Here is a 19,255-nt window from a genome sequence, read left to right as displayed (position 1 = left end):
AACCGATGATGACAGAGTTGCAGTCTGTTGCCTTACCAACTTGGCCAAGGAACCACTTCTTTATTTTGTTTCGCGTCTCTTATCACGCTGCCCCATTATTATATGCTATAAAAAATTTTTTTGCAATAGTTTTTTATAATTTTTTACAATCTAATTTTTATGGATTTAAAATTTCATACGTATATTCATCATTTTTTTAATTTTATTTTTTTAAAAAAATTCTATGAGAAAACTCTCATAGAATTTTTATTATTCACTTTTAGCATTAGAGGCTGCGATTTTTACTTTAGCCCAATAATTAGCCATCACCTTTCTTGTTTCAGCATTATAGTTAAAGACTTCATCATATTTATTTGTTCTAATTGGATTATAAGCATTAATTCCTTTAAAGTCATTTTGCGCTAAATCGTTCATAACTTCCGTGTTTGGTGAAGTATACCCTACATAAGATGAATTACCATAAGCTGCTTCATAACTTGATACATAGTTAATAAATTCATGTGCTAAATCTACATTTTTAGAACTTTGTGGAACAACCATGCCATCACACCAAATATTTGTTCCTTTTTTTGGCATGTAATAACCAATATTTTCATTTTCAGACATAATATAGGTTGCATCCCCGGAATAAACAAGTCCTAAAGCTTTTCTTGCTTGTGCCATGTTATCAATAATTTCATCCGTTACAATTTCTGGTGACATCGTATTAACACACTCTAAAAGCCAATTATAAGCTTCTGCAAGCTCTTTTTCATTATCAGTATTCATAGAATAGCCAAGTGCTTTTAAAGCCATCATAAACGAATCACGTTCCGAATCGTATAAATAAATGTCTCCTTTATATTTTTGATTCAAGAAAATATTAAAACCTTGTTCTTTTAAATCTTTTTCACTTACTTTTGTTTTATCATAAACGATTCCTACACTTCCCCAAAAATAAGGAACAGAATATTCATTATTCGGATCATAAGATAAATTTTTAACAGAATCATTAATATCTTCTAAGCAAGTGATTTTATCTTGATCTAATGGTTGAATAAGCTTTTCTTGTTTTAATCTTTCAATCATATAATCACTTGGAATTAAAACATCATAAGCTTCACCATTAGCTACTTTAATATACATTTGTTCATTCGAATCGAATAAATCCATAACTACTTTGCATCCCGTTTGTTTTTCAAAATTAGAAAGCAAATTTTCACCCGTATACTCCCCGGCATTATAGACATGTAAAGTTTGTCCTGCATATTTTTTAGTCGAAGAAGTTGTTTTTTGAACAAAAACTAGTCCCATACATACACATGCTGCAACAATTCCAGCAATAATTCTTGGTGCTTTATTTTTTTCTTTAAGTTCTGTCGTTTGAACTTTTCTTTTTTCTCTAATCACCGGAACAACATTGACAAGAATTAAAACAATCGTAATAAAAATAACAATTAAAGTTGAAATAGCATTAATACTAGGATTTACACGTTTTGACATTGTATAAACCATAATACTCAAGTTTTTAATTCCTTTTCCTGTAACAAAATAAGAAATAATAAAATCATCAAAAGACATTGTAAAAGCAATCAAAGCCCCTGAAACAATACCTGGCATGATTTGTGGTACGATAACTTTAATTAAAGCCATCCAAGGTGTACACCCTAAATCCATTGCAGCATCCGCTAAATTTGGATCTAGAGAGCGAATTTTAGGCATAACAGATAATATAACATAAGGAATGCAAAATGCGATATGTGCCAATAATAATGTTGCAAAACCTTTTTCAATATTAAAGGTAATAAAGAATAACATTAATCCAATCGCTGTAACGATTTCTGGATTCATCAAAGGAAAATCGTTGATTTGCATAATTAAATCATGCACGATTTTTTTTGATTTAGAAAGTCCAATTGCACTAATTGTCCCAACAATCGTAGAAACAACTGTCGCAATAATCGCTACTATAATTGTGACATATAAAGATTCCATCATTGAAGCATCCGCTAACATTTTTGAATACCATTGCATCGAAAAACCTGTAAAATGCGTTAATGACTTGCTTGAATTGAATGAAAAAACAATCATAAAGCCAATTGGTAAGTAGAAAAATAAGAGCATTAAAACCATTAAAATTTTTAATAAAGAATGTTTTTGTTTGTTCATACTTTTTTCTCCTTTCTATTACCAGAATTACGTTTTTCAACATATCTTACTAAATACATGATAGCCATCATTACAAAAGCCATAATAACAGAAATAGCAGATCCAAAATTCCATTCTCCTACAGTAATAAACTGATTTTCAATAACATTACCAATTAAGAAATATTGACCTCCACCCAATAATTTAGGAATGAAGAATGAACTTACTGCCGGTAAAAAGACAAGTGCTATTCCACTAATAACTCCTGGTATTGAAAGTGGAAAAGTAACTTTCCAAAAAGTTTGATAGCGATTTGCGCCTAAATCAGAACTTGCTTCTAATAACGATTTATCCATCTTAGATAAAGATGTATTGATTTGTAAAATCATAAAAGGAATAAAGTTATAAACCATTCCAAGTAAAACAGCACCTTCTGTATAAAGAAGTTGTGTTGATTTAAATCCTAATAAATTCAATAATGATTGTAAAATACCTCCATCAGATAAAATACCAATCCAAGCATATGTTCTTACAAGCATATTGATCCACATAGGAAGTGTAATTAATAAAATTAAAATATTTCTTGTTCGATCTTTACAACGTGAAATAAAATAAGCTACTGGATAACCAAGTAAAATGCAAATAATTGTTGTTTTTAAAGCAATTGAAAGTGATCTCCATAAAATAAGTAAGAAATCAGGGTCGGTAAAAAATTTCACAAAATTTTGTAAAGTAAAACTAAAGTTAACAACAGTGTTACCTCTATCAGTTATTGCATAAAAAGCAATAAGTAATACTGGTAAAAGTAGAATAATAATACTCCAAATAATATATGGAAGTGCTAACTGAGAAAATTTTTTCATCTAAAATCCCATCTTTTCCATTACATGAATATCTTCTACTTCAAAAGTCAATCCGACCTCTTGACCTTCTTCTACATAATCTGTTGTATGTACTTTTAATTCTCTACCTTCTGTAGAGAAAGTAACTTGATAGATTCCTTCTTGAATATTTTCAGGATCAAAATCATAATCTACATAAATATCCACTGCTTCATCTTCATTAGATAATTTCCAACCAATAGCATTGGCCCATGTCTTTAAATCTGTATCTAAAGCAACAGACTCCTTAATGTCATCAACTGTTTTAAAGAAGTTAAAAGCACTCACTGCTTCGTTTGCTTTTTCATTTCTTACATATTTTTGGTCAACAACAATGATTTTTCTTGTTGTAGATAAACCTGATGATGTTTGGAAAGTAACTGTATATTCTCCTAATTCTTCTTTTAAATCATGTTCAATTTTACTAATAGAAATATAAGAATCATCACTTTCTTTCCATGCTTGAGCATCTGCTCTAGCAATAATATCGTTATCATCTAAAGAAGCTACTTCTTCAATATCTACATAAAAATCATTTGCTGAAATTCTTTCATCACTATATTCACTTTCAACATCATGGTTTTTAATAACGTTCATGTTCACTTTAACAGTCGTTCCTGGAACAGTTTCTACCATTGCTTCATTCCAAACTCCCTTAAATAAAACACTTAAAACTTCTCCTGTGATTTTTCCTTGTTCTAAAGGCACTATATCAATATCTTCTGGCCTTAAAACAACATCAACTTTTTCATTTGGTTTAAAACCAAAATCAACACAATCAAAGATTTGATCATCAAATTTAACTTTATAATCTTCAATCATTACCCCTGAAATAACATTACTTTCACCAATGAAATTTGCAACATATTTATTAACAGGTTCATTGTATATTTCTTGAGGAGTCCCTACTTGTTGAATTTCTCCGCTTTTCATAATAACGATTTTATCAGACATTGTTAACGCTTCTTCTTGATCGTGTGTTACATAAATAAAAGTAATTCCTACTTCTTGTTGAATTCTTTTTAATTCATATTGCATTTCTTTTCTAAGTTTTAAATCTAAAGCACCTAATGGTTCATCTAATAATAAAACTTTTGGTTCATTTACTAAAGCTCTAGCAATGGCAATACGTTGTTGTTGCCCACCTGACAATGTTGTTACATTTTTATTTTCAAAACCTTCTAAACCAATAAGTTTTAACATTCTCATGACTTTTTGATCAATAACATCTTTTGACATCTTTTTTATTTTTAAGCCAAAAGCAATGTTATCGTAAACATTCATATGTGGAAATAATGCATACTTTTGAAAGACTGTATTTAATTCTCTTTTATAGGGTGGTAATTCCTTTATATCTTCATCATCAAAGATAACAACCCCTTCATCTGCTTCTAAAAAGCCACCTAAAATACGAAGTAACGTTGTTTTTCCACAACCACTTGGTCCAAGCAGTGTAACAAATTCATTTTCATAAATATCTAAGTTAATCCCTTTTAAAACAATTGTTCCATCAAATTCTTTAACAATGTTTCTAAATTTAATGAGTACCTTTTCTTCCATCATTTTTCTCCCCTTTTAAAATATTGGTGGTGTTGATACCCAAATCACTTTCGCTAGAGTATCATGTTTATTGACTATGTAATGTGGTAAATTTCCTTTTAAATAAAATGTTTCTCCCTTTTTTACCTCATATTCTTCATCACCATTCATTAATGTAATTTTTCCATGAATAACATATCCAAATTCTTCACCATCATGTGGATCAATTTCCATTGAATTCTTTCCTTTTTTAAGTTCAATTAAAATAGGTTCCATTTCATTTTTTTGAGCATTTGGAATAATATAAGAAATTTTATAATCATCTTGTATATTTTCAAAAAAATCATCTTTACTAAAAACAATTTGTTCATCTTCATCTTCTGAAAAAAAATCTTTTAAATTTGTCCCTAATGCTTCTAAAATATTTTCTAATGTGGCAACACTTGGTGACGTTAAGTCCCTTTCTAACTGTGATAAAAAACCCTTTGTCAATTCACTACGATTAGCAAGTTCTTCTAACGTCAATTGATTTGATAAACGTATTCTTTTAATTTTTGCACCAATATCCATAAAACCTCCTGTTTATTTAAAAAAACTTTTTGTTTTATTTATTAAACAAGACTATTATACTAATAATTATGTTAAGTTCAATACCTTTTTAAACAAAAAGTTTAATATTTTAAACACGATACAAAAAAAAGAAATAGCCTAACGCTATTTCTCAAGATTTCTTCTTCTTTTAGAAGATTCAATAAACATTGCTTTCAAAGTATCTGCATCTTCTTCTTTAATAGCTTTTTTCAAAATATCCAATTGATCTTCAAAACCTTGGATACTTTTCAAAAGATTATTTTTATTAGTAAAGAATAATTCAGTCCATAAATCCTCATTAATATTAGCAATACGTGTTAAATCACGATAAGAATCTCCAATATATTTACCTGTATCATATTTTTGATTATCACTATCAATCAATGAAACAGCAATGACATGTGGCAATTGAGAGGTAAATGAAATAATCTCATCATGAGCCTGTGGTGACATGATTTTTACGGAATGAAATCCTAAATTAGAAACAAATTGTTCCATCATAGCAATGGCACTTTTACTATTTTCTTCATGTTGAATTAAAATATAATTAGCGCCTTGAAAAACTTCTTTACTTGCATAAAGATAGCCTTTATTTTCTCTTCCTGCCATAGGATGCCCTGAAACAAATTCAACATCTTTATCTTTCAAAAGATCCATTGCTTCATTTAAAAAATGAGTTTTAACACCTACAGCATCCGTAATGATACTTCCATTTTTAAATTCATGGTTTTTTATATAATCTAAAACTAATGATGGATATAAACAGATAATCGTCATATCCGATTTTTTGATGATTTCTCGACCATCTACAAACCCTTCTTTTATACATCCATCTGCTTTCGCTCTTGCAAGTGTTTCTTCATCTACATCAACACCATAAACTTCGTGTCCTTGACCTTTTAAAGCTTTTACAAAGCTTCCCCCAACAACACCAAGACCAACAACTGTTATAATCATATTTAATCCCTATTTTTATCTATACGCGGACAATATTTTTTTAAACATTCTAAAACATGTTGACTATTTTTTTGATTTGTCTTGTATAGATATTCATTTCCTTTCGCTCTAATTATTAAATGATATTTATTTTTATTTTCTATAATTTGAACTTTTTTGATACTTCTATATAATACTTTCTTCCCATTTATATTTAATTCATCTTTTTCAAAAATCAATACCGATTCATACGTTAAATAAGCAACAAGTGGTACAAGCCATGTCACCATAATTAATGGTGATGTCATTGAAACAACTTGAACAACATGAAGATATATCAATAAACAAGAAGTCATTAAAACAATATATGATAATATATACAAATAAATTTCATATCCTGTATAAATAACTTCTTTTGCTTTAAAAAGCATTCTTCTTTTTCTAAAAGTAAGGATAATCAATGCATAACTTACAAGTAAGATCATAAAAGTAAACATTCCCATAAAAGCATCACTGTTTCCTAATGATACAATTCCTGTAAATAATGAAACAACCCCTAAAGCAGTTAAACAAACTAATTCAGCCATGATGTAATTGCCATCGAAAGTGCAGAAGATGCACCTAATAGAATAAACATAAATAAGAATCTAGAAATAAATGGAACTGCTTTTATTTTTTCTTTATTAATTAAAAATCCTGTAAAAACAATCACTAAACTTGTAATAATCCCATGCCCTAAAACAAACGCTAAAGTTGCATTTAAATATTGCATCATAAATGGAATAATCAATAATGTTACAAGTAAAAAATCAACAAGAAAAACACATACTGTTTTAATATTTAATTGGACCCATTTAAAAGTAAAATTCTTTTTGAAGACATCTTTATTTGTTTCAACAATTTTCTCTTTTTGTGTAAATTCAAAACTTTTCTTTGTTCTTTCTACTTTTCTATCAAATCTTGCCATTTTTATTTTCTCTTTTCTTCTAACATTTTAATTTTAAAATCTAATAAATTTTTAGTAAGATCCACATAATAATTATGTGGGAACTCTAATCTAAATATTTCATCCCATAAGCGTGCTTTTTCTTGCATTGAATAATCTCTAATTTCTTTTACAGACAGTTCTTGATAAACAAATTTTCCATCTTCAAATATAGGAACTTGTAATTCTTCTACTGTATACGTATTAGCTTCAATTGTTTTAAATTTCCAAATATCAGATTGATGATAAATCGTTAAATCTTTTGTACAATCAATTTCTTCATCATAAAAAGCAATTAAATCCGCTATTGCTTTTCCAGTTTCATTTTCAAATAAACGATATACACGTTTATAACCTGGATTGGTAATCTTTTCAGTATTTTCTGAAATTTTAATTTTAGGAATAATTTGTCCATTTTTTTCAATAGCTACTAATTTATAAACTCCTCCAAATACTGGAGATGATTTTGATACAATTAAATTTTCTCCAACTCCAAAGGAATCAAGTTGCGCTCCTTGATTTAATAAAGAGCGAATCAAATATTCATCTAAGGAGTTTGAAGCCGAAATACTTACATATGTAAGACCCGCAACATCAAGCATTGCTCTTGCACGTTTTGATAAATATGAAATATCTCCACTATCCAAACGAATTCCTTTTAATTTTTTACCCATTGGTTCTAAAACTTCTTTGGCTATTTCAATGGCATGAGGTACTCCACTTTTTAAAGTATCATACGTATCAACCAATAAAACACAATCATCTGGATATGTAAGTGCATAAGCTTTAAAAGCTTCATATTCACTATCAAATGATTGCACAAAAGAATGTGCCATTGTTCCTACTACAGGAATATCAAACATCTCACCTGCTGAAACTGTAGCTGTTCCTGCTACCCCTCCAATATAAGCTGCACGAGCTCCATAAGTTGCACTATCATATCCTTGAGCACGTCTTGCTCCAAATTCCATAACGGGTCTTCCTTTGGCTTCTTGAACAACACGATGTGCTTTAGTAGCAATTAAAGATTGATGATTAACTGTTACTAATAACATCGTTTCGATAATTTGTGCTTCGATAAATTTAGCTTTTACAGTAATCAATGGTTCATTAGGAAAGACTGGTGTACCTTCTTTCATTGCATAAATAGAACCTGTAAATTTAAAATCTAATAAATAATCTAAAAAGTCTTCATCAAATTTTTGAAGTGAACGGAGATATTCAATATCTCCTTCACTAAAATGTAAATTCTTTATACATTCAATTAATTGTTGTAATCCTGCAAAAACTGCGAACCCTCCATTATCTGGGTTTTTTCTATAAAACATATCAAAATAAACAAGTTGATCTTTATTTCCTTGTTTAAAATAATTATATGCCATTGTCAACTCATATAAATCCATTACAAGAGTTAGATTTCTTTCACTTCCTGCATGTTTATTCATAAAATTCTCCTTCATTGTTATTTTTACGAATATAATAAGCTTTTTTTTAAGAAAAATCTAGTCCATTAAAAATATAATTCATAAGAATCTCTTGATTGTACCATTGGCATTGGTCCTTGAGGAATAAAAGGAATATATAATTGTTGATCTGGGTAAATCATCATTTGTTGATCAAGTTTATTCATACAAGCGATCCATTCTATTTTAGTATTAAAATTTCTTGCTATCCGATAAACATTATCTCCCGGTCTTACTGTATAGAGATAGATATCACCTACTCTACGGGGATGAATGACTCTTTCATATTCTTCATCAAACATATTTTGCCTCCTTCATTTTAAAATATGTTTTAAAATAAAAAATGTCTAGGCAAAAAAATAGATAGCATTTGCTATCTATCTGGCTAATTTTTTCAACGCATCCTTTGCAGCCTTTTGTTCTGCTCTTTTTTTACTAGAACCTTTTCCAGTTCCTAGGGTCATATCATCCATCATGACTGCCACTTCAAATTCAGGTGCATTCGCTGGACCTGTTGTTGAAAGTAATGAATATGTGACTGTCTTTCTTTGATCCGCTTGAATCAATTCTTGTAATTTTGTTTTAAAATCTGTGATATCATCATAGTTGACATCTTCAACATGTTTATAGATTGTCATATCTAATATTTTTAAAACATATTCGATACCACAATCTTCGCTTATTGCCCCAATAAAGGCTTCAAAAATATCAGCTAAAACACTATTACGATCTCTACCACCATTATGTTCTTCACCTGCACCTAAGAAAATTTGTGCACCTAATCCTAATTCACGAGAAAAACGAGCAAGTGATTCTTCTCTTACTAGTTTAGAACGTAAAAGTGTCAATTCTCCTTCTGGCTTTTCAGGATATTTTTCATAAATAAACTTTGATACATAATATTGTAAAACTGAATCACCTAAAAATTCTAATCGTTCGTAATTTTTTCCTTTGTTTTCATTTGTATAAGAAGGATGTGTAAAAGCTTCTTTAAATAAATGAATATCTTTATAAGGAATGCCCATTACTTCTAAAAACTTACCTAATTCCACTTTCATCTAGACCTACTTTCATTTTTTCTACTACATTTACTTCAACCATTTCAAAAGCTAAATTCATTGCACTTTCAAAAGCTTTCGCGTCACTTGCACCATGTGCTTTAACAACTGGTTTTACAAATCCCATCATCAAGGCACCACCTACACCTGCAGGATCAAATTTTGTTTTTAATCCTTTTAAAACTGGTTTAGAAATAACTGCCCCTAATTTATTACGTGTTGATGCCATAAAACCATCTTTTAATGCAGACATCATAGATAATGCAACACCTTCAATTGTTTTTAATGTAACATTTCCTGTAAATCCATCCGTTACAATGACATCCACATCACCTCTTAAGATTTCTTTTCCTTCAATGTTTCCAACAAAATCAATTTGTTCAAGTGTACTCAAAGATTGATATGTTTCTTTATGGATCTCATCACCTTTATGTTCTTCACTTCCAATATTTAACAGGGCAACTTTAGGTTTTTGAATATGTCTAACATTTTTAGCATAAACATTTCCCATAATTGCAAACTGAACGAGTTGATCTACTGTATTTTCAGCATTTGCCCCTACATCTAACATGCAAACACCTTTATCATTTAAAGTGGGAATTGTTGCCATTAAACATGATTTTTCAATTCCTTTAATACGTTTTAAAAACAACATTGCACATGCATAATAGGCTCCTGTATTTCCACAAGATAATACAGCATCAACTTCGTTATTTCTTGCTAACATCATAGCTTTTACTAAGCTCGATTCTTTTTTTCTACGGATTGCTAAAATATTTTCTGTCATTTCAAAGATTTCTCTAGCATCTATTAAAGTTACTTGAGGATGATCTTTCAATGCTTCTAATTCTTCAATTTTTCCTACAACATAAAGCTCATCTGTTTTATTTTTATTTAAAAATGATTGGCAGGCTTCTACAACAATAGAGCTACCTAAATCACCACTCATGGCGTCTATCGCTAATTTCATGTTCTCACCTCTTTTAGCATTATAACACATTAATCAATATATTCATTATTCTTTATTAAATTGTTTTTTATTTCTGATAACAATTTTATAATTTTTTCATCATCTTGATGTTGATTCATCGCTTCAAAAGCATCTTTTCTTGTAATTTCTAAAATATGATAATCTTTAAAAATATCTCCTATCATAAAAGTTGGTAAACCACTTTGCTTTTGACCCAACAAATCTCCAGGTCCTCTTATTTTTAAATCATATTCAGAGACTTCAAATCCATCATGATGATTTTCTAAAAATTCTAATCTTTCCTTTTGTTCAGAATGTGTTGCCTCTGATAAAAGATAACAATATCCTTGTTCCTTTGATCTTCCTACTCTTCCTCTCAATTGATGAAGTTGAGATAAACCAAATCTTTCTGCATTATAAATAACCATCATATTTGCATTACTTACATCAACTCCCACTTCGATTACTGTTGTTGAAACAAGAATCTGTATTTTATTTTCTTTAAATGCATTCATGATTTTATTTTTTTCTTCATCACTCATTTGTCCATGAACTAATCCAACTTCGTATTGTCCTTTGAAATATTGTGCCATTGCTTTTGAAATATCACTTGCATTTCTTCCAGTGATTGCTTCACTTTCATTTACAAGAGGACAGACAACATAGCATTGTCCTCCCTTTAAAAGATAATCTTTCAAATCTTTTAATATAGGCTTCATTGATGTTCCTTTAATAAACTTTGTAATAACTTTTTTTCTCCCGTTAGGAAGTGTTTTAATCGTTGAAACATCCATATCTCCATATAAAGAAATAGCAAGTGTTCTAGGAATCGGTGTTGCTGTCATTACTAAAAAGTCAACTTTATTTCCTTTGTCTTTTAACGCTTTTCTTTGTTCAACACCAAAGCGATGCTGTTCATCAGTAATAACCAGACCTAATTGATTATATTGTACTTTTTCTTGAAATAAAGCATGTGTTCCAATAATAATATCAATTTGTCCATTTTCTAATTGCTGATAGATTTCATTTTTTTCTTTTTGTGAAAGATGACCTGTAAGTAATGCGATATTTATTTTATATTTTTTAAACATTTTTTTTAAAGACTGATAATGCTGAAGCGCTAGTATTTCTGTTGGTGCCATCATAGCTCCTTGATAACCTGCTAAATAATTAGCATATAAACTAATTGCTGCAACAACTGTCTTTCCACTACCAACATCACCTTGAACAAAGCGATACATTAATTTTTGACTTGTTAAATCTATTAATATATCATCAACGACTTTTTGTTGGTCATCTGTTAATTGAAAAGGGAGCTTTTCAATAAAATGAGTCACTTTTTCTTTGTCTATTAATTTTGAGATACCTATATTTTGTGTGCGATTTTGTTTTATATATTGCATTGTCATTTGAAATTTAAAAAATTCTTCATATTTTAAGTATCTAAGTGCACTAATAACATCACTGCGTGTTTGCGGTTGATGTATTTTAAACAAAGCATCTTCTTTATCTATCAAATGATATTTTTGACATAAATATAAAGGAATAGTATTAGCAATATGTCCTTTATAAAAATTAAGTGCTTTATTGACATAACCCTGAAAACTTTTTTGAGTGAGTCCTTCTTTTAAAGAATATACTGGTGTTATTCCAGAAATTTCTTTTAAGCTCTTTAGTTTTAAGTCACTAGCTGTAATTGCTTTTTTAGAAGCACTGTATTTACCAGTAATAGTAAGCATCATTCCTACTTGCATATTTTTTTTCAAAAAATGACGATTAAAAATCGTAATTGTTAATGGCTCTTCATGGTAATTAACATGAAAAGTCAATCTTGAAAATCTTCCTTTATAAAAGATTTTAGGTTCATCAATAAGCTGTGCTTCAATAATGACCTTCGATTCATCATGTAATGGTGTTTCTAACATTTCTTCAAAGCGATAAGGATAATGTTGTACTAAATCTTTTACAGTATAAATAGATAATTCATTTAACTGTTCTATTTTATTTTTATTTATTTTTAAAACTTTTAAATCATACTCCATACACTCACCTACGCAAACATGATAATTAAAACGACTAAAACGGCAATACTGATAATAATTGAAAGTGAGCTCGAAATAGCTGGTGCATCACGATGATAACCAATATTTTTTGAAAAAACAGCTGAAACAGTTGTAATAGGCGCAGCCATTGCTAAAACAACAATTTTTTTAGCAAGCATTGGAATTGGAACAATAAAATAAACAATACTCATTAAGATAGCACCAAAAAGCACACGAATCAAAAGTGTTTTTAAAACTATTTTCATTTCCGAAGGATTTATTTTAACTTCTAATAAAAGTCCAATCATAAACATCGCTAAAAATCCATTTCCTGCTCCTATAAAAGAAGCCACTGATAAAATTGGTTGAGGTATTGAAATTTTAAAAAGTGCTAAAACAAAAATTAAAAGATATACATCAAATGGAATTGATGAAAATAATTTTTTGATTACTGTTTTAGGAGTCAATTTTTGATTACTGCTTGCTACACTTCCTGCTAATGCATAACTTCCTCCTAAACACATAATTGAATTTCCTACATCAAACATGCATAAATAGGCAACTCCCATGCCTGGGAAAAAGCTTTGTACAAACGGCATAACAAAGTTTCCTATATTATATCCAGAACAATTGATCATATAATATCCTTTTAAAATGTTTTCCTCTTTTCTTGAAAGTATAAAAGAAATGAAAAGCATGATAATATTTGATGCTAATCCTATTAATAATAAAATGAGCATTGATTGATCAATTGTTACGCCACTTGCATTTGTAAGTAAAGCACAAGGTAATGTTACATTCATAATAATTGTTGCAATTGTTAAACCATCTCTTTTTTCTAAAACATGCACTTGTTTTAAAATAAACGCTATTATAATTACAAAAACAAAACCTGCTGCCTTGATCATAATTTCAGCCATTTTGATTCCTCCTGAATTTTATTATAGCAAAAAAAAACATCGCTTAGGATGTTTATTTTTTAATTAAATCTAATGCTTGATTTAAAACAGCATCTCCGTTCATACTTGCAAAATCACCATCATTAATTAAAGCGCATGGAATAACCCCATGAACCATTTCTTCAATTTTAGATAATTCTGAAGCAGATTGTGGCGCTAATAAAACACAATCAGCATCTGCCCATGATAAACCTACAGATTTAGATCCAACTGCCCAACACATTACTTTAATATCTTTTTGTTTAGCAGATTCTTTCACTGCATTTACTAATTTGTTTGTTGTAACCCCTGATACACAACATAATAAAATCTTATACATATTATACTACCTCACTTTTTAATAATAAATTACTGATATAATTATATTCTTTTTTAATTTTTTTTCTATAAAAATACAAATTTCTTTTTTCAAATTTTGAAAAAATATAAAAAGTAGCATTTGCTACTTTTCATACATCTTTGGTTTATATAACGCTCTATTTTCTAATGAGAATACACGTTTTGTAAATTTTCCATATTCAACGGTTTCTAAAGCTTTATCCATCATCGCCATACGAGCATCTATATTATCAATTAAATATAAAATTTCTGCTTCTTTGATTTGCGGAAGAACAGGTGAACCATATTCATTTTTTCCATGATGTGCTAAAATCATATGTTGTAATAAAGTTACTTCTTCTCCTTCAATATGAAGTTTATCAGCAGTTTCTTTAATCATCGCATTTGAAATAGAAATATGACCTAATAATTTTCCTTCTAACGTATATTCTGGAACAACAGGACCACTTAATTCAATTGTTTTTCCTAAATCATGTAATGTGATTCCAGAATATAATAGATCTTTATTAAGCGTTGGATATAAAGTGCAAAATGATTCTGCAACTTTTAACATTCCATACGTATGATAAGCCAATCCTGAAACATATTCATGATGATTTTTGCTAGCTGCTGGATAATAAGATAATTTTTCAATATTTTCTTCAAATAATGTTTTTACTAATTGATGTAATTTTAAATTATCTATTTGATCAATAAACTTTTTAATTTCATTGATCATAAATTGACTATCCAATGGTGCTTGTTTTAAAAATTTAATACGTTCTTTATCATCTTGTGACGCTAAATGAATCTTTACAATCTTCATTTGTCTATCTTCATTATATTTTATAACATCACCTTTTATTTGAACAACTGAACCTTTTACTAAAGTTTGTACTTGTTCTTCACTAGCATTCCATAACTTAGCATCAATAGATCCTGTATCATCTTGTAATGTCATAGATAAATACGTTGAGCGATGTGCTCCATTGGTTTTTCCTGATACAACATGATTAATTAATGCCTCAATTAAAACACCATCATCACCAGGTTTTAAACTTGCTATTTTATTCATCATTATTCTCCTTAACTTCTAGAATATTCTTAATATCTTCGTAATTATATCCTTTTTTTAACAATGTATCAATTATTTTGTTTCTTAAATCTTTTCCTTCTAATTTTTTTTCATAGCGATGAGATGCTTTTAAATAGTCTTTTTCCAAAGCTATTTTTTCTTTCTCTAAATCATATTCAAAATCATACTCTGCCATTGCTTTATCAATAACATCATTCGTAAATCCCTTTAAAAATAATTTTTCTTTAATTTTTCTTTGAATGTTACGATAAGAAATCGTGCTGTTTCTTTGGTAATAATTATTGATTAAAAGCATCGCTGCTTGATATTCTTCATCATCATCAAGTTCTTCTAAACATGTATCTATTATCTCAGTATCAACACCATAATTTCTTAAATTATAAATTGCTTTGTTATGTCCTATTCCCAAACGTGTACATCTTTTAAAATAATTCATTGCGTACATTTTATCATTAATTAAATTTTTTTCTGATAAAAGTTGAATAGTAGTATCAAGTTGAGCATCATCATAATCTCCAGAATCCATTAATTTCTTTCTCATTTGTTGTTCAGTATAATCTTTAATAGATAAATACTTCAAGGCTTTGTTATATGCCCTACTGATTTGTTCGTAATCTTTAAGTGTATTAAACTGATTTCTATCAATTGTTTTCCCTCGATACAGTTCATATTGATCTATTACTTTATCTGATAATTCTAATGTTACAGCACTTTCATTTTCATCATAAGTAAATGAAACCTCATTTTTATTATTCTTTATGGGAAATATCGAAACAACTGTATAAGTATATTCTTTAATAAGAATGGCTTGCTTATAAACTTCTAATACTTTCTTAGCAAATGTTTCTCCACTATACTCATTTGCTTTTTTTAATGCATTTTCTTTTAAAACGTCTAAATCCATTTCCATAGCATTTAATATAAGTTTTGGTAATTCATCTTCATTTTTAAAGAAAAAACCATTTTTTCCATCATCAATAACATCTACAAGTTGATCATCATAACGAGCAATAACAGAAATAGAAGACGCCATTGCTTCAATATAAGTCAATCCCTGTGTTTCAGATAAAGATGCTGAAATAAACATATTAGAAATATGGTAATGAGCTGGAACCATTTCACCACTTTGAGGCCCTGTAAAAATAACATATGGTTCAATATGATCATTTTTTACATATTCTTTTAACTCTTCTAATTGTGGTCCACCCCCAACAATTAAAAAACGAATATTATCATTAATAGCGACAACTTTTTTTAAAGCATCTATGATAACCGTAATGCTTTTTTCAGGAGCAATTCTTCCCAAAAATGTAAGAACAAAATGATTTTGTAAATGATATTTTTCTATTAAACTTTGACATAATTCGTTGTTTTTATTATTAACTGAAAAACGTTCAAGTTCTAATCCCGTAGGAATCGTATAAATATTTTTTTGTTTTAAACCATAATGGATTAAAGCATCTTTTGTTTTATTTGAAGGAACAATTAATCCTTGGCAACTATTTCCATAAAATTTACTAATTTTTGTAATTACTTTTTTGACTACAGTATCTACTGTTTCAGAATTGATTGGATTAATATAATGTGAATAATCTGTCCACATAGTATGATACGTATAAACAACAGGAATATCTAAATATTCTGCAGCAATTCTTCCAAAAATACCAATACCAAATTCTGTTTGAACATGAATGACCTCTGGATTAAATCTTTTAATTTCTTTCATACCCTTAAAAGAAAAAATATTACATGCCCTGTAGCCATAAAGAGCTTGTATTTCTAATCCTGGCACTCTTAAAACTTGATCATCTAGGCTTTCATCATAAGTTGTATCACTTGGAAGTTCACTTGTTACAACTAAAACGTCATGTCCTAAATCTACAAGTTTATTTCGTAAAATATTTGTTGATGTAGCAACACCATTAATATCAGGTATGTATGTATCTGAAAAAAGTGCTATTTTCATAAAGACCTCCTATTTTTTAAAATCATCAAATTCAATTTCTTCTATATCTTCTATAACGATTATTTGATCATTTTCTGTAATTTCTTTTTTATCATTTTTTGTTGCAAAATTAAGTTCTCTACTAAATGACATTGTAAGACCTCCAAGAATAAGACCAGCATAATAAGTAGCAAATCTCCAAACAAGTAAAGTTGCTGATGTCGCTCCTTTTAAAAAGTAACGAAGTAAAATATAAAACGAACCTTCACTACCCCCACTTGCTCCTGGTAATGGTACAAAATCTGAAATCAAATAAACAAAAGCAGTAATTCCAATTAAATCAAAGAAATGTCTCCAAGAAAGAGGAACATTCATTGCAAGAGAACAAAAAAATGGAATACTATAAAGAATTGTCAATTTTAATACATTTAATCCTATTGATTTAAGTAATATTGGTTTGTTTTTTTGTAATAAATTAAGTTCGATTCTAAAGTTTTCTAATTTTCTTTCAATTTGAGAACTTACCTCTTCATAGCTTTTCACTATATGTAATTTTGCTAATATTTTAACAACATTATTACTTAAAAAATTTTGAAGTTTTTCAGACTTAGCTCCTAAAAATAAAGTAGAAATAACCACTAAATTAATAATAAATCCAATAAATACTAGTGAAAAAAAACCAGAATACAATTTACTAAAATAAACAAATTTTAAAAGCATAATGATAGATGTATACGCAACCAATACACTTTGATAGACAATAAAAATCATTAATAAAATACTAGACGAATAAGTTGCTTTGATTCCTTGTTTATTAAAAGCATATACTTGATAAAATTGTCCACCAGAGGCCATTGGCGTGATTCCATTAAAGAAAATACCGGCCATTGCATTTACGATTCCTTGTTTTAAGGTATAATCTTTTTTATATACTTTAGCAAAAAGTGTCAAATTCATTGCATTGATTAAATAAAAAATACACATTAAAATAGCAACAACCAATAGCCACCCTAAATGACAATGTTTTAACGATTTAATCGTTCCTTCTAATTGATTACCAATTGAAAAATAAATTGATAATCCACCAACTATTAGAATAACAGCTACATTTAGTATGTATTTTTTTATATTTTTTTTATCCATAATATTATCCTCTAAAGAGATTCAACTTTTTCATATACCTCTTTTAATTGTTTTCCTATTAGTAATAAATCTCTTTCTTTAGCAACTTTATAACCTTCTTCTACTGTCGAAGGTAATTCGTGATTAATAATTTTATTAATATAATCAATAAAGTCTTGATTTGTTTTCCCCTTATAACAATTAACTTGGTCTTGCATCCATGGATCAAAAGCAGGAATATCCCTTAATAATATTTGTGTTTTGCAAGCTAAAGCTTCTAAAACAACAATTCCTTCTGTTTCTTCACGTGATGGAAAGAAAAAAACATCTGCTCTACCATAAGCACCTTTAATAATATCTCCACTAACATATCCTGGTAATATTAAATTTTTTGGTAATTCTTTGAGTAATTTTTTTATCTTAGATGTTGGATTGGATAATCTAACATCTCCAAACCACATAAATTTTACATGAGGCATTTCTCTTGCAACTTCTACAAAAGTATCAAATCCTTTTCTTTCAAAAAGCCATCCTACAGATATAACAAGTTTATTCTCTTCAGAAATATGAAACTGTTGCGTAAACTCATTAATTTGTTTAGATGTTGGATTAAACTGTGCAACATCTACACCATTAGAAATCGCATATATTTCCTTATTTAAATCATATGACTCTAATAAGTTTTTAGAATATGGCGTTGGTGTAATAATAACATCAGCTGAATTATAAAGATACACAAGCCATTTTTTATAAAGACCAGCAAAGGTATTAGAAAACATAAAAGAATTTTTAAAATCTTCTTCTGTACTATGTGCATGATAAATGATCTCCTTATTATTTTCTCTTGCCTGTTTAATCATTGAAATACTATCAGGATAGATTGTATTAATATGTAAAATATCATAATCCAAATCATTTTTATCAGTCGTAAATTCAATATTATTTAATGTTAAAGCTTTCTTTTGGTGGTAAAACGCACGACCTATTCCAGACTTCTTAATAGCCTTTTCCATTCCAAAATATAATTTAATTTTCATATAAAACATCACCCAATCTATTATAACATATTTTTATTTTTGAAACTATATAATCAAGAATTTTACCCTATTAGCTAGCCACAAAAAACAATAAAATAATAGCATTCAAATTTGAACTTATTATTAATAGTATGTAAAAACATAAAAAAAAAGAAGGAACTGGCAACGAGCTATTTTCGCACAATG

Annotated in this window: 18 protein-coding genes; all 18 read right to left on the bottom strand. The window is 28.6% G+C overall.

The genetic code is table 11. The annotated features are described in order from the left end of the window. Positions 1-249: 249 nt before the first annotated feature. Positions 250-2,148 (bottom strand): extracellular solute-binding protein, encoded by a 1,899-nt coding sequence (locus HUU89_RS12935; protein WP_175301967.1) that lies wholly within the window; start codon positions 2,146-2,148, stop codon positions 250-252. Beyond that, positions 2,145-2,990, bottom strand: coding sequence for an ABC transporter permease (locus tag HUU89_RS12930; RefSeq protein ID WP_032090203.1), 846 nt, complete (start codon positions 2,988-2,990; stop codon positions 2,145-2,147). The genes HUU89_RS12935 and HUU89_RS12930 overlap by 4 nt, the downstream gene beginning before the upstream one ends. Next, entirely contained in the window at positions 2,991-4,568 is a 1,578-nt protein-coding gene (locus HUU89_RS12925; RefSeq protein ID WP_032090204.1) for an ABC transporter ATP-binding protein, read from the bottom strand. Between the two features lie 15 nt (positions 4,569-4,583). After that, positions 4,584-5,117, bottom strand: a complete 534-nt coding sequence (locus HUU89_RS12920) for a helix-turn-helix domain-containing protein (RefSeq protein WP_032090205.1) — start codon at positions 5,115-5,117, stop codon at positions 4,584-4,586. 144 nt (positions 5,118-5,261) lie between these two features. Continuing rightward, on the bottom strand, positions 5,262-6,095 hold the full coding sequence (locus tag HUU89_RS12915) for a prephenate dehydrogenase (RefSeq protein WP_175301966.1): 834 nt from the start codon (positions 6,093-6,095) through the stop codon (positions 5,262-5,264). Between the two features lie 2 nt (positions 6,096-6,097). Further along, positions 6,098-6,661 carry a hypothetical protein gene (locus tag HUU89_RS12910; RefSeq protein WP_175301965.1) on the bottom strand — a complete coding sequence of 188 codons (564 nt, stop codon included), beginning with the start codon at positions 6,659-6,661 and terminating at the stop codon, positions 6,098-6,100. After that, positions 6,649-7,041 (bottom strand): hypothetical protein, encoded by a 393-nt coding sequence (locus HUU89_RS12905; protein WP_022002019.1) that lies wholly within the window; start codon positions 7,039-7,041, stop codon positions 6,649-6,651. The genes HUU89_RS12910 and HUU89_RS12905 overlap by 13 nt, the downstream gene beginning before the upstream one ends. Before the next feature lie 2 nt (positions 7,042-7,043). After that, the gene (locus HUU89_RS12900; RefSeq protein ID WP_032090208.1) at positions 7,044-8,504 is read right to left on the bottom strand and encodes a nicotinate phosphoribosyltransferase; all 1,461 of its coding nucleotides are present in this window, start codon (positions 8,502-8,504) and stop codon (positions 7,044-7,046) included. A gap of 65 nt (positions 8,505-8,569) precedes the next feature. Next, on the bottom strand, positions 8,570-8,824 hold the full coding sequence (locus HUU89_RS12895) for a LysM peptidoglycan-binding domain-containing protein (protein WP_022002017.1): 255 nt from the start codon (positions 8,822-8,824) through the stop codon (positions 8,570-8,572). A gap of 75 nt (positions 8,825-8,899) precedes the next feature. Continuing rightward, positions 8,900-9,574: a ribonuclease III gene (gene rnc / locus HUU89_RS12890; protein WP_032090281.1), complete on the bottom strand. Its 675-nt coding sequence runs from the start codon at positions 9,572-9,574 to the stop codon at positions 8,900-8,902. Then, the gene (gene plsX / locus HUU89_RS12885; RefSeq protein ID WP_032090209.1) at positions 9,561-10,550 is read right to left on the bottom strand and encodes a phosphate acyltransferase PlsX; all 990 of its coding nucleotides are present in this window, start codon (positions 10,548-10,550) and stop codon (positions 9,561-9,563) included. Before plsX ends, rnc begins: the two co-directional genes overlap by 14 nt. 29 nt (positions 10,551-10,579) lie before the next feature. Next, positions 10,580-12,592, bottom strand: coding sequence for an ATP-dependent DNA helicase RecG (recG, locus tag HUU89_RS12880; protein ID WP_032090210.1), 2,013 nt, complete (start codon positions 12,590-12,592; stop codon positions 10,580-10,582). An 8-nt stretch (positions 12,593-12,600) separates the two neighbouring features. Then, positions 12,601-13,512, bottom strand: a complete 912-nt coding sequence (locus HUU89_RS12875; RefSeq protein WP_032090211.1) for an AEC family transporter — start codon at positions 13,510-13,512, stop codon at positions 12,601-12,603. A 52-nt stretch (positions 13,513-13,564) separates the two neighbouring features. After that, positions 13,565-13,870, bottom strand: a complete 306-nt coding sequence (locus tag HUU89_RS12870; protein ID WP_022002012.1) for a PTS sugar transporter subunit IIB — start codon at positions 13,868-13,870, stop codon at positions 13,565-13,567. 123 nt (positions 13,871-13,993) lie between these two features. Continuing rightward, positions 13,994-14,944, bottom strand: coding sequence for a 3'-5' exoribonuclease YhaM family protein (locus HUU89_RS12865; RefSeq protein WP_117346812.1), 951 nt, complete (start codon positions 14,942-14,944; stop codon positions 13,994-13,996). Next, positions 14,937-16,931, bottom strand: a complete 1,995-nt coding sequence (locus tag HUU89_RS12860; RefSeq protein WP_175301964.1) for a glycosyltransferase — start codon at positions 16,929-16,931, stop codon at positions 14,937-14,939. The genes HUU89_RS12865 and HUU89_RS12860 overlap by 8 nt, the downstream gene beginning before the upstream one ends. 9 nt (positions 16,932-16,940) lie before the next feature. Beyond that, positions 16,941-18,053, bottom strand: coding sequence for a YbhN family protein (locus HUU89_RS12855; protein ID WP_175301963.1), 1,113 nt, complete (start codon positions 18,051-18,053; stop codon positions 16,941-16,943). Between the two features lie 11 nt (positions 18,054-18,064). Continuing rightward, positions 18,065-19,069 (bottom strand): glycosyltransferase family 4 protein, encoded by a 1,005-nt coding sequence (locus tag HUU89_RS12850; RefSeq protein WP_175301962.1) that lies wholly within the window; start codon positions 19,067-19,069, stop codon positions 18,065-18,067. Positions 19,070-19,255: the final 186 nt, after the last annotated feature.

The organism is Faecalibacillus sp. H12, from assembly GCF_013361255.1.
GTDB classification, from domain to species: Bacteria; Bacillota_I; Bacilli_A; order Erysipelotrichales; family Coprobacillaceae; genus Faecalibacillus; species Faecalibacillus intestinalis.
Note: the sequence above shows the minus strand (reverse complement) of the source record. Positions and strands in the feature narration are given on the sequence as shown.

Coding starts and splice junctions, on each gene's coding strand:
- HUU89_RS12875 (WP_032090211.1), bottom strand. CDS start 13,512: ATGGCTGAAATTATGATCAAGGCAGCAGGTTTTGTTTTTGTAATTATA.
- HUU89_RS12855 (WP_175301963.1), bottom strand. CDS start 18,053: ATGGATAAAAAAAATATAAAAAAATACATACTAAATGTAGCTGTTATT.
- HUU89_RS12915 (WP_175301966.1), bottom strand. CDS start 6,095: ATGATTATAACAGTTGTTGGTCTTGGTGTTGTTGGGGGAAGCTTTGTA.
- HUU89_RS12865 (WP_117346812.1), bottom strand. CDS start 14,944: ATGAATAAAATAGCAAGTTTAAAACCTGGTGATGATGGTGTTTTAATT.
- HUU89_RS12900 (WP_032090208.1), bottom strand. CDS start 8,504: ATGAATAAACATGCAGGAAGTGAAAGAAATCTAACTCTTGTAATGGAT.
- HUU89_RS12910 (WP_175301965.1), bottom strand. CDS start 6,661: ATGGCTGAATTAGTTTGTTTAACTGCTTTAGGGGTTGTTTCATTATTT.
- HUU89_RS12860 (WP_175301964.1), bottom strand. CDS start 16,931: ATGAAAATAGCACTTTTTTCAGATACATACATACCTGATATTAATGGT.
- HUU89_RS12920 (WP_032090205.1), bottom strand. CDS start 5,117: ATGGATATTGGTGCAAAAATTAAAAGAATACGTTTATCAAATCAATTG.
- HUU89_RS12930 (WP_032090203.1), bottom strand. CDS start 2,990: ATGAAAAAATTTTCTCAGTTAGCACTTCCATATATTATTTGGAGTATT.
- HUU89_RS12870 (WP_022002012.1), bottom strand. CDS start 13,870: ATGTATAAGATTTTATTATGTTGTGTATCAGGGGTTACAACAAACAAA.
- HUU89_RS12895 (WP_022002017.1), bottom strand. CDS start 8,824: ATGTTTGATGAAGAATATGAAAGAGTCATTCATCCCCGTAGAGTAGGT.
- HUU89_RS12935 (WP_175301967.1), bottom strand. CDS start 2,148: ATGAACAAACAAAAACATTCTTTATTAAAAATTTTAATGGTTTTAATG.
- recG (WP_032090210.1), bottom strand. CDS start 12,592: ATGGAGTATGATTTAAAAGTTTTAAAAATAAATAAAAATAAAATAGAA.
- HUU89_RS12905 (WP_022002019.1), bottom strand. CDS start 7,041: ATGGCAAGATTTGATAGAAAAGTAGAAAGAACAAAGAAAAGTTTTGAA.
- HUU89_RS12850 (WP_175301962.1), bottom strand. CDS start 19,069: ATGAAAATTAAATTATATTTTGGAATGGAAAAGGCTATTAAGAAGTCT.
- plsX (WP_032090209.1), bottom strand. CDS start 10,550: ATGAAATTAGCGATAGACGCCATGAGTGGTGATTTAGGTAGCTCTATT.
- HUU89_RS12925 (WP_032090204.1), bottom strand. CDS start 4,568: ATGGAAGAAAAGGTACTCATTAAATTTAGAAACATTGTTAAAGAATTT.